The organism is Stenotrophomonas sp. 24(2023) (genome assembly GCF_030913365.1).
Lineage (GTDB): Bacteria > Pseudomonadota > Gammaproteobacteria > Xanthomonadales > Xanthomonadaceae > Stenotrophomonas.
Map to the genome: position 1 here is coordinate 211,434 of NZ_CP133160.1, position 10,432 is coordinate 221,865.

The window sequence follows — 10,432 nt, forward strand, 5'->3', positions numbered from 1 at the left end:
ACGACCACGGAGGTACTGCCCCCATGACCCTGTTCTTCGCCCTGTGTTTCGTCGGCGTTGCAGTGGCCGGGTTCAGTGCCTTCGTGATCTTCTGGCCCCTGACCCTGGTGCATGTGCGCGACCGCCACCCGGCGCTGGCGCAACGCTTCGGGCAGGGCGCCTTCCTCAAGCCCGACGCGCTGGGCTGGCTGCTGCGCCGTGAATTCCGCACGCAGCCGGACCGTTCGCTGACCGGGTTGGCGACCCCGGCCTGGGTGTCGCTGCTGACATTGCTGGTCGGGCTGGGCATGGCTGCCCTGCTCTGGCTGGCCTCGCTCTGGTGACACACATGAATGACGATACCGCCGCACGCGACAGCTGGTGGCTGGCCAGCCTCGGCAACACCCTGATCTGGGCCCGCCTGCGCGTGCGCCCGGCGGGCACCGCCGAAGTGCTGGACAGCGACGGCAACACCCTCAGCTATGACAGCGAGGACACCGCCCGTGCCCAGCTGTTCGACGCCGAGTTCGTCGAGTACGACGGCCTGGACGAAGAAGACGCGCTGGTGCGTGGCTTCTCGCTGCACGAGGTGCAGCCGCCGCAGGCCGACACCGATGACGCCCTGCGTGGCCGCATGGTGCAGTCGCTGGGCAGGCGCGCCTGAGCCCAGGCCGATGTTCACCCCGCGCGCCTTCGCCGAAACCGACCTGCTCTGGCTGGACCGCCTGCTGGCGCGCGATCCGTTCATCACCGTGCTGACCACCGGTGATGACGGCCTGCCCGAACTGACCCGGCTGCCGGTGCTGTACCGGCGCGAGGGCGACCAGATCGAACTGCGCGGCCACTGGGCCCGCGCCAATCCGCAGGCCCGCCGCACCGGTCCGGCCAAGGTGCTGGTCGATGGCCCGCACGGCTATGTATCGGCCAGCTGGTACCCGGACAAGGAGGCCGCCGCGCGCGTGCCGACCTGGAACTACGCCGCCGCCGAACTGCGCGGCCAGCTGCAGCCTTTCGATGACACCGATGCGCTGGCCACGCTGGTCGGCGAACTGGGCGACCACTTCGAGGCCAGCGTCGGCCAGGCCTGGCAGTTCGAACCGCACCGCGACGACCATCGCCGGCAGCTGCGCGGCATCGTCGGCTTCCGTTTCCAGGTCGAGCAGGTGCAGCTGAAACTGAAGCTGAGCCAGAACCATCCCGACGCCAACCAGCAGGCGGTCATCGCCGCGCTGGAACAACTGCAGTCACCGCATTCCACCGAGCTGGCGCAGTGGATGCGCCGGCACCGCGACGAGGCTGCCGCCGGCAGCTGAACGCACCCGCATCGAGCGACGGTGTGGCCGGTCCGGCCGCGCGTTGCCTCCACCCGACGCCAGGGACCCCCGACCATGAAAGACATCCACAAGCTGCTGCAGAACAACCGCGAATGGGCCGACCGCATCGCCCGTGATGACCCGGAGTTCTTCCAGCAGCTGGCCAAGCAGCAGCACCCGGAGTACCTGTGGATCGGCTGCTCCGATTCGCGCGTGCCGGCCAACCAGATCATCGGCATGGCCCCGGGTGAAGTATTCGTGCACCGCAACGTGGCCAACGTGGTCGCGCACAGCGACCTGAACTGCCTGAGCGTGGTGCAGTACGCCGTGGACCAGCTGAAGGTCAAGCACATCCTGATCGTCGGCCACTACGGCTGCGGCGGCGTGCATGCCTGCCTGCACAACACCCGCGTTGGCCTGGCCGACAACTGGCTACGCCATGTCGGCGATGTGGTGCAGAAGCACCAGGGCATCCTCGATGCGATCGAGGATGACGAACTCAAGCATGCCCGCCTGTGCGAACTGAACGTGATCGAGCAGGTCGCCAACCTGTGCCGCTCCACCATCGTGCAGGACGCGTGGGCGCGCGGGCAGAAGCTGATGGTGCACGGTTGGGTCTATAGCCTGAAGGATGGCCGGGTGAGCGAAATGGGCATCGATGTCGGTGCCGCCGATGAACTCAAGCCCGCCTATGAAAAGGCCCTGTCCTTCGTGCCGCGCCACGGCCGCCGCGACTGACCCCTGCTGCCGGAGCCGATCATGCTCGCCTCGCCGATCAACCTGCACGCCTGGATCGAGGAACACCGCCACCTGCTCAAGCCGCCGGTGGGCAACAAGATGATCGACAACGGCGATTTCATCGTGATGGTGGTCGGTGGGCCGAACTCGCGCACCGATTACCACTACGACGAAGGACCGGAGTGGTTCTACCAGCTGGAAGGCGAGATGGTGCTGAAGGTGCAGGAAGACGGCGCGGTGCGGGATATCCCGATCCGTGCCGGCGAGATCTTCCTGCTGCCGGCCAGGGTGCCGCACTCCCCGCGCCGGCCACCCGGTGGCGTCGGGCTGGTGGTGGAACGCAAGCGCCTGCCGCATGAAAAGGACGGCGTGATCTGGCATTGCGAGCGCTGCAACCACAAGCTGCACGAAGAGTATTTCCCGCTGCAGAACATCGAAACGGACCTGCCGCAGGTGTTCGCCCGCTATCACGCCAGCCTGGAACTGCGCACCTGCCGCCAGTGCGGGCACGTGGACCCGTTGCCCGCACCGGCGGCGGGCTGACGCATCGACCGGTAGATGCCCACCTTGGTGGGCGCCTGGATCCACGAACGCCAACCAAGGTTGGCCGCTACCGGGTCATGACGTTCGCCGGGCGATGCCCGGCCCCGCTGTCCTGGTAGATGCCCACCTTGGTGGGCGACTTGCTCATGCGTGCGCCAACCAAGGTTGGCCGCTACCGGGTCATGACGTTCGCCGGGCGATGTCCGGCCCCGCTGTCCTGGTAGATGCCCACCTTGGTGGGCGCCTGGATCTACGAACGCCAACCAAGGTTGATCGCTACCGGGTCATGACATTCGCCGGGCGACGCCCCGCTCCGCCGCCCTGGTAGATGCCCACCTTGGTGGGCGCCTGGATCCACGAACGCCAACCAAGGTTGGCCGCTACCGGGTCATGACGTTCGCCGGGCGATGCCCGCCCCGCTGTCCTGGTAGATGCCCACCTTGGTGGGCGCCTGGATCCACGAACGCCAACAAAGGTTGGTCGCTACCGGGTCATGGCAGCGCCCCGGTCAGGCCCCAGGCGCTACACTGACGGCCCCGTTGCAGCCTGTTGCCCGACCCATGTCCGACCTGCTCAGCCGTACCCATGCCATCGCCCTGGACGCCGCCGATCCGCTGCGCGCGTTCCGCCGCGAGTTCCTGATTCCGCGCCATGGCAGCGGCGAGCAGACCTACTTCGTCGGCAACTCGCTGGGCCTGCAGCCGCGTGGCGCGCAGGGTGCCGTGCAGGAAGTGATGAAGCAGTGGGCCGACCTGGCCGTGGAAGGCCACTTCACCGGCCCCACGCAGTGGCTGTCCTACCACCGTCTGGTCAGCGCACAGCTGGCCAGCGTGGTCGGTGCGCTGCCCAGCGAAGTGGTGGCGATGAACACGCTGAGCGTGAACCTGCACCTGATGATGGTCAGCTTCTATCGCCCCAGCGCGCAGCGCCCGGTGATCCTGATGGAGGCCGGTGCGTTCCCGACCGACCGCCACGCGGTGGAAGCACAGATCCGCTTCCATGGCTTCGACCCGGCCGACTGCCTGGTGGAAGTGCAGCCGGACGAGCCCAACGGCACGATCTCGCTGGCGGCGATCGAAAAGGCCATCAGCCAACACGGCCCGCGCCTGGCGCTGGTGCTGTGGCCCGGCGTGCAGTACCGCACCGGCCAGGTGTTCGACCTGCGTGCGATCACCGGCTTTGCCCGCCTGCACGGCGCGCGCGTCGGCTTCGACCTGGCCCACTCGGTGGGCAACGTGCCGTTGCAGCTGCACGACATCGCCCCGGACTTTGCCGTGTGGTGCCATTACAAGTACCTCAACAGCGGCCCGGGGGCGGTGGCCGGTGCGTTCGTGCACGAGCGCCACCACCGCGATACCACCCTGCCGCGTTTCGCCGGCTGGTGGGGCCACGAGGAAGCCACCCGCTTCCAGATGGCACCGGAATTCCGCCCGGCCGTCGGCGCCGAGGGCTGGCAGCTGAGCAATCCGCCGATCCTCGGCCTGGCCCCGCTGCGCGCCTCGCTGGACCTGTTCGAGCGCGCCGGCATGGACGCGCTGCGCGCCAAATCCGAAGCCCTGACCGGCAGGCTGGACGCGCTGGTACGGCAGCGCCTGCCGCAGGTGCTGGAGGTCATCACCCCCAGCGAAACCGAGCGCCGCGGCTGCCAGCTGTCACTGCGCGTGGCCGGTGGCCGCAGCCAGGGCCGCGCCCTGTTCGAGTACCTGCAGTCGGTGGGCGTGCTGGGCGACTGGCGCGAACCTGACGTGATCCGCATTTCCCCCACGCCGCTGTACAACCGCTACGTGGACCTGCACCACTTCGTCGAGGAAGTGGAAGCCTGGGCGGGCCTGTAAGCCGCCCCTCCCCCTACTGCTGGACAGTTCGTTGATCGCACATGCTTCCCGCTCGTTGAGCATCATCGGTGCCGGCCTGGCCGGATCCCTGCTGGCCATCCTGCTGTCCCGGCAGGGCTGGCGCATCACCCTGTACGAGCGTCGTGGCGACCCGCGCGTGGCCGACTACGAAAGCGGCCGCTCGATCAACCTGGCGCTGGCCGAACGTGGCCGCAACGCGCTGCGCCAGGCCGGCGTGGAGGACGAGGTGATGGCCCGTGCGGTGATGATGCGCGGGCGCATGATCCACCCGCGCGACGGCGAACCGCAGCTGCAGCGCTATGGCCGCGACGACAGCGAGGTGATCTGGTCGATCCACCGCAAGGACCTCAACACCACGCTGCTGGAACTGGCCGAACAGGCCGGCGCCACCGTGCACTTCCACCGCCGCCTGCACACCGTCGATTTCGATGCCGGCCATGCGCGCTTCATCGATGACCGCGACGACAGCCCGCACGACATCCGCTTCGATACCCTGATCGGCGCCGACGGTGCCGGCTCGGCGCTGCGCGCGGCGATGAACCGGCGCGCGCCGCTGGGCGAGGACATCGCCTTCCTCGACCATTCGTACAAGGAACTGGAAATCCCGCCCGGTGCCGACGGCAGTTTCCGCATCGAGCGCAACGCGCTGCACATCTGGCCGCGCGGCCACTACATGTGCATTGCCCTGCCCAACCACGAAGGCACGTTCACCGTCACCCTGTTCCTGCCCAATCATGGCGAGCCCAGCTTCGCCACGGTCAACAGCGGCGCGCAGGCCGAAGCCCTGTTCGCCCGTGAGTTCGCCGATGCGCTGCCGCTGATCCCGCACCTGCGCAGCGACTGGGAACAGCACCCGCCGGGGCTGCTGGGCACGCTCACCCTGGAACGCTGGCACCAGGGCGGCCGCGCCGTGCTGATCGGCGATGCGGCCCATGCAATGGTGCCCTTCCATGGGCAGGGCATGAACTGCGCCTTCGAGGACTGCGTGGCCCTGGCCCGCCACCTGATGGAAGCCGACGATCTGGACAGCGCCTTCGCCGCCTTCGAGGCCGAACGCAAGCCCAACGCGCAGGCCATCCAGCAGATGGCGCTGGACAACTACCTGGAGATGCGCGACCGGGTGGCCGACCCGGCCTTCCTGCTGCAGCGCGAGCTGGAACAGGAACTGCAGCGACGCTGGCCGACGCGGTTCGTGCCGCACTACACGATGGTCACCTTCCTGCACACGCCGTATGCCGAAGCGCTGCGCCGCACCGACCTCCAGCGCGCGATGCTGGTAGCCGCCACCGCCGGCCATGGCAGCCTGGACACCATCGACTGGGCCGCGCTGGAAGCGCAGATCCACGCGCAGCTGCCGGTCCTGGAGGGCGCCCACTGATGGCCGACAGCTTCCTGTTCTACGACCTGGAAACCTTCGGCCAGGACCCGCGCCGCACCCGCATCGCCCAGTTCGCGGCGATGCGCACCGATGCCGACCTCAACGAGATCGACACCCCGGCCAGTTTCTTCGTGCGCCCGGCCGATGACCTGCTGCCGTCGCCGATGGCCACCCTGGTCACCGGCATCACCCCGCAGCAGGCACTGGCCGAAGGCATCAGCGAGGCCGAAGCGTTCGACCGCATCAACGCGCTGATGGGCCGTGCCGGCACCTGCTCGCTGGGCTACAACACGCTGCGCTTCGACGATGAATTCGTACGCCACGGCCTGTTCCGCAATTTCCACGACCCCTACGAGCGCGAATGGCGCAACGGCAATTCGCGCTGGGACCTGCTGGACATGCTGCGGCTGATGCACGCCCTGCGCCCGGAAGGTATCAACTGGCCAACGCGCGAAGACGGCGCCACCTCGTTCAAGCTCGAGCACCTGGCCGAGGCCAACGGCGTGCGCGAAGGCGACGCGCACGAAGCGCTGTCGGACGTGCGCGCGACGATCGGCATGGCGCGCCTGTTCAAGCAGTCGCAGCCGCGCCTGTGGGAGTACGCCCTGAAGCTGCGTGACAAGCGCTTCGTGGCCAGCCTGCTCGACGTGGCCGCGTGCCAGCCGGTGCTGCACATTTCCATGCGCTACCCGGCCAGCCGCCTGTGCGCCGCGCCGGTGCTGCCGTTGTCGGTACACCCGACCATCAACAACCGGGTGATCGTGTTCGACCTGGATGGCGACATCGACGATCTGCTGGCCCTGCCTGCCGAGACCATCGCCGAACGCCTGTACCTGCGTGCCAGCGAGCTGCCCGAAGGCACGGCCCGTGTGCCGCTGAAGGAAGTCCACCTGAACAAGGTGCCCGCGCTGGTGGCCTGGAACCACCTGCGGCCCGCCGACCACGCACGGCTGGGGCTGGACGTGGCCGCGATCGAGGCCAAGGCCGCACGCCTGCGCGAACACGCCCCCGCCCTGGCGGAAAAGGCCCGTCAGGTCTACAACCAACCGCGCAGTGGCGGCGTGGCCGACGTGGATGCTTCGCTCTACGACGGCTTCCTCGGCGCCGGTGACAAGCCGCTGCTGGCCGTGGTGCGCACCACCCCGCCCGCCCAGCTGGCCGAACTGGCCGGCCGCTTCCGCGACCCGCGTCTGCCGGAGCTGCTGTTCCGCTACCGGGCACGCAACCATCCCGACAGCCTGGATGCCACCGACCACGCCCGCTGGCAGGACTACCGCCAGCGCCGCCTGTCCGGTGACGAGCGCCTGGGTGAACTTTCCCTGCCCGAGTACCAGCAGCAGATCGAGGCACTGGCCGTCGAAGCGCCCGATGACGCGCGCCGCGCCGGCCTGCTGCAGGCGCTGCGCGACTGGGGCCACCACCTGCAGGACAGCCTGTGAGCACCTACTTTTCCGACGCCAGTTTCCGCTTCCTGCGCAGCCTGGCGCTGCACAACGACAAAGCCTGGTTCAACGACCATCGCCAGCAGTACGAAGACCATGTGCGGCAGCCGTTCCTGCGCCTGCTGGGTGACCTGCAGCCGGCACTGAGCGAGGTCAGCACGCATTTCCGTGCCGACACCCGCGGCGTCGGCGGCTCGCTGTTCCGCATCCACCGCGATGCGCGTTTCTCCAACGACAAGTCGCCCTACAAGACCTGGCAGGGCGCGCGCCTGTTCCATGAGCGCCGCCGTGAAGTGGCCGCTCCGTCGTTCTATGTGCACCTGCAGCCCGGCGAGAGCTTCGTCGGCGCCGGCCTGTGGCACCCCGAACCGGAGACCCAGCGCCGCATCCGCCACTTCATCCTCGACAACCCCGGCAGCTGGAAGGCGGCCGCGCATGGCGGGCCGCTGCGCAAGCGCTTCGATTTCGAGCAGAGCGAAAAGCTGGTGCGGCCGCCGCGCGGCTTCCCGGCCGATTTCGAGTTCATCGACGACCTCAAGCACCGCAACTGGGTGATGTGGCGATCGCTGGACAACGACACCATGACCGGCCCACGCCTGCTCTCCACGCTGGGCAAGGACCTGGCCACGCTGGGCCCGTTCGTGGACTACCTGTGCGCGGCCCTGGACCTGGAATTCTGACCCACCCGGCAGCGGCAGGCCGGTGCGATCACCACGCCTTCACCCCGGCGTGCCTGACTTGCGGCACGCTGGTGGCATGAAGAGACTCATCGCAATCCTCCTGCTGGTGCTGTTGGCCAGCGCAGCCGGCTGGTTCAGCGGTCCGTACCTGGCCGTGCACGGCCTGTCGCAGGCCATCGAAGAACGCGACAGTGCCCGCCTGGTGCGCTACGTGGATTTCCCGAGCGTGCGCGCCAGCCTGCGGGCGCAGTTCAACGACTATCTGGTGCGCCAGGCCGGCCCGGACGTGGCCGCCAGTCCGTTCGGTGCGCTGCTGTATGGCCTGGGCGACCAGGTGGGCGGCGCCGCGGTGGACACGCTGGTCACCCCGATGGGCATCGGCGCGATGCTGCAGGGCCATGTGCTGTGGAAGCGCGGGCGCAACGAACTGCAGGGCGGCGATGCCTGGGCGGCCACCGAACCGGCGCAGCCTCTCAAGCGCGCCCATCACCACTTCGAGCGGCTGAACCGCTTCGTGGTGGATGTCGATCGCGGCCCCGGCCAGCCGCCGCTGCAGGTGGTACTGGAACCGCAGGGCCTGCGCTGGAAGGTGGTGGAGCTGCGGCTGGGATTGGCGGAGAACCCGTAAGGCACCGGCCGCTGTGCGCGCCCGGCGTGGCCTGGCGCTTCCCTGCTGCGTTCATGCCCGGCGGCGATCAGCCTTCGTTGGCGACGCCGTGCGGTACGTGCCCGGCGGCCACGTGCTCGCGGGCGCTGTCGATATTGTGCTGCGAATCGTCGAAGAAGATATCCGCACCGAAGGCATGCAGGAACGGGCCCTTGTGGCGCCCGCCCAGGAACAGGGCTTCGTCCAGGCGCACGCCCCACTCGCGCAGGGTACGGATCACCCGCTCGTGCGCCGGCGCCGAACGTGCGGTCACCAGTGCCGTGCGGATGGGCGCTTCCTCGCCACTGGGGAACACTTCCTGCAACGTATGCAGGGCCGACAGGAAGCCGCGGAACGGGCCGCCGCTGAGCGGCTCGCGGGCCCGCTCGCGCTCATGGCGGCCAAACGCCTCCACGCCCTGTTCGCGGGAAATGCGCTCGCTTTCATCGCCGAAGATCACCGCATCACCGTCGAAGGCTATGCGCAGCTGCCCCGCAGGGCGGCCGGTATCGACCTGCTCGGCGGCGGCGGCGGTTTCACCCGGCGGCTTGGGCAGGATGGTCGCCGCAGCGATGCCGTGGCGCAGTGCGCGGCGTACCGATTCGGGGTTGGCCGACAGGAACAGGTCGGTCCCGAACGGCTTCACATAGGGCCAGGTCGGCTCACCGGCGGTGAAGGTGGCGCGGATGATGCCCAGCCCGTAATGCTGGATCGAATTGAAGATGCGCAGGCCGGTATCGGCCGAATTGCGCGACAGCAGGATCACTTCCACCCGCGGGTTTTCCGGGCTGGCGCCCTGGTTCAGCGCCAGCAGCTTGCGCACCACCGGAAACGCCACGCCCGGCCCCAGCACGTCGTCTTCGTGCGTGCGCTGGTACTCGGCATAGGCATCCACCCCTTGCTGTTCGAACAGCGCGTGGCTTTCTTCCAGGTCGAACAGGGCACGCGAGGTCACCGCGACGGTCAGCAAGCGGGGTGTGTTGTCGCCCATGGGGGGTTCCTTCAAGCGGTCGGCGGGGCCGGCAGCGTATTGTCCTCAAAAAACGAACTGTTCGCTCAGGATCCGGTCTTCCAGGTTGTGTTCGGGGTCGAACAGCAGGGTCACCCGGCGTTCGCGGGACTCGCGGATGGTCACCTCCACCACGTCGCGGGTCTCGTGTGAATCGGCGGTCACGCTGACCGGGCGCTTGTACGGGTCCAGCACGCGGAAGCGCACCTCGGTGTCGGCCTTGAGGATCGCCCCACGCCAGCGCCGGGGCCGGTACGGGGCCAAGGGCGTCAGCGCGATGGTATGCGAGCCAAGCGGCAGCACCGGGCCATGCGCGGAATAGTTGTAGGCGGTGCTGCCGGCCGGGGTGGCGACCAGCACGCCATCACCGATCAGTTCGGCCACCCGCTCCTGGCCGTTGAGGTCGATGCCCAGGTGCGCCGCCTGCCGGGTCTGCCGCAGCAGCGACACATCGTTGTAGGCCAGCGAGCCGGTGCTGGTGCCCGATTCGGTCAGCGCCAGCATTTCCAGCGGGCGCAGGTGCGCCGGCTCGGCACGGGCGATGCGCGCCTGCACATCGTCATCGCCACGGTACTGGTTCATCAGGAACCCCACCGTGCCCAGCTTCATGCCGAACACCGGCTTGCCCAGGTGGCCATGGCGGTGCAGCGTCTGCAGCATGAAGCCGTCGCCGCCCAGCGGGCACAGCACGTCGGCCTCTTCCGGCGGCACATCGCCGTAGCGCGCCACCATGGCCGCGCGGGCCATGCGCGCCGGTTCGACGCTGCTGGCAAGGAAAGCGATGCGGGGGGTGTCGCTCATCGGTGGGTCCGGGGGGAACTGGCCAAGAGCATAACCGAGCGCCGGGG

Annotated in this window: 12 protein-coding genes; 10 read left to right on the top strand and 2 right to left on the bottom strand. The window is 68.6% G+C overall.

From position 1 onward, the window contains the following. Positions 1–23: 23 nt before the first annotated feature. The 10 genes from Q9R17_RS00965 to Q9R17_RS01010 all read left to right on the top strand — a co-directional run bounded on the left by Q9R17_RS00965 (position 24) and on the right by Q9R17_RS01010 (position 8,557). Positions 24–323 (top strand): hypothetical protein, encoded by a 300-nt coding sequence (locus tag Q9R17_RS00965; protein ID WP_308156605.1) that lies wholly within the window; start codon positions 24–26, stop codon positions 321–323. Between the two features lie 5 nt (positions 324–328). Further along, positions 329–643, top strand: a complete 315-nt coding sequence (locus Q9R17_RS00970) for a hypothetical protein (RefSeq protein WP_308156606.1) — start codon at positions 329–331, stop codon at positions 641–643. A gap of 10 nt (positions 644–653) precedes the next feature. Beyond that, a complete protein-coding gene (locus Q9R17_RS00975; protein WP_308156607.1) occupies positions 654–1,292 on the top strand; it encodes an FMN-binding negative transcriptional regulator in 639 nt (212 codons plus the stop codon). Positions 1,293–1,367: 75 nt separating this feature from the next. After that, complete coding sequence (can, locus tag Q9R17_RS00980; RefSeq protein ID WP_308156608.1) at positions 1,368–2,030, top strand: carbonate dehydratase; 663 nt, start codon at positions 1,368–1,370, stop codon at positions 2,028–2,030. Between the two features lie 21 nt (positions 2,031–2,051). Further along, positions 2,052–2,573: a 3-hydroxyanthranilate 3,4-dioxygenase gene (locus Q9R17_RS00985; protein ID WP_308156609.1), complete on the top strand. Its 522-nt coding sequence runs from the start codon at positions 2,052–2,054 to the stop codon at positions 2,571–2,573. A gap of 560 nt (positions 2,574–3,133) precedes the next feature. Then, positions 3,134–4,408 carry a kynureninase gene (gene kynU, locus Q9R17_RS00990; protein WP_308156610.1) on the top strand — a complete coding sequence of 425 codons (1,275 nt, stop codon included), beginning with the start codon at positions 3,134–3,136 and terminating at the stop codon, positions 4,406–4,408. Positions 4,409–4,439: 31 nt separating this feature from the next. Continuing rightward, entirely contained in the window at positions 4,440–5,807 is a 1,368-nt protein-coding gene (locus Q9R17_RS00995; protein WP_308156611.1) for an NAD(P)/FAD-dependent oxidoreductase, read from the top strand. After that, on the top strand, positions 5,807–7,246 hold the full coding sequence (sbcB, locus tag Q9R17_RS01000; RefSeq protein ID WP_308156612.1) for an exodeoxyribonuclease I: 1,440 nt from the start codon (positions 5,807–5,809) through the stop codon (positions 7,244–7,246). The genes Q9R17_RS00995 and sbcB overlap by 1 nt, the downstream gene beginning before the upstream one ends. Then, positions 7,243–7,929 (top strand): DUF2461 domain-containing protein, encoded by a 687-nt coding sequence (locus Q9R17_RS01005; protein ID WP_308156613.1) that lies wholly within the window; start codon positions 7,243–7,245, stop codon positions 7,927–7,929. Before sbcB ends, Q9R17_RS01005 begins: the two co-directional genes overlap by 4 nt. A gap of 76 nt (positions 7,930–8,005) precedes the next feature. Beyond that, positions 8,006–8,557, top strand: a complete 552-nt coding sequence (locus Q9R17_RS01010) for a DUF2939 domain-containing protein (protein WP_308156614.1) — start codon at positions 8,006–8,008, stop codon at positions 8,555–8,557. Positions 8,558–8,624: 67 nt separating this feature from the next. Here Q9R17_RS01010 and Q9R17_RS01015 read toward each other — a convergent pair whose 3' ends face one another. Both Q9R17_RS01015 and Q9R17_RS01020 read right to left on the bottom strand, forming a co-directional pair. Continuing rightward, on the bottom strand, positions 8,625–9,566 hold the full coding sequence (locus tag Q9R17_RS01015; RefSeq protein WP_308156615.1) for a 5'-nucleotidase: 942 nt from the start codon (positions 9,564–9,566) through the stop codon (positions 8,625–8,627). A gap of 45 nt (positions 9,567–9,611) precedes the next feature. Next, positions 9,612–10,385: an NAD kinase gene (locus tag Q9R17_RS01020; RefSeq protein WP_308156616.1), complete on the bottom strand. Its 774-nt coding sequence runs from the start codon at positions 10,383–10,385 to the stop codon at positions 9,612–9,614. Positions 10,386–10,432 lie beyond the last annotated feature (47 nt).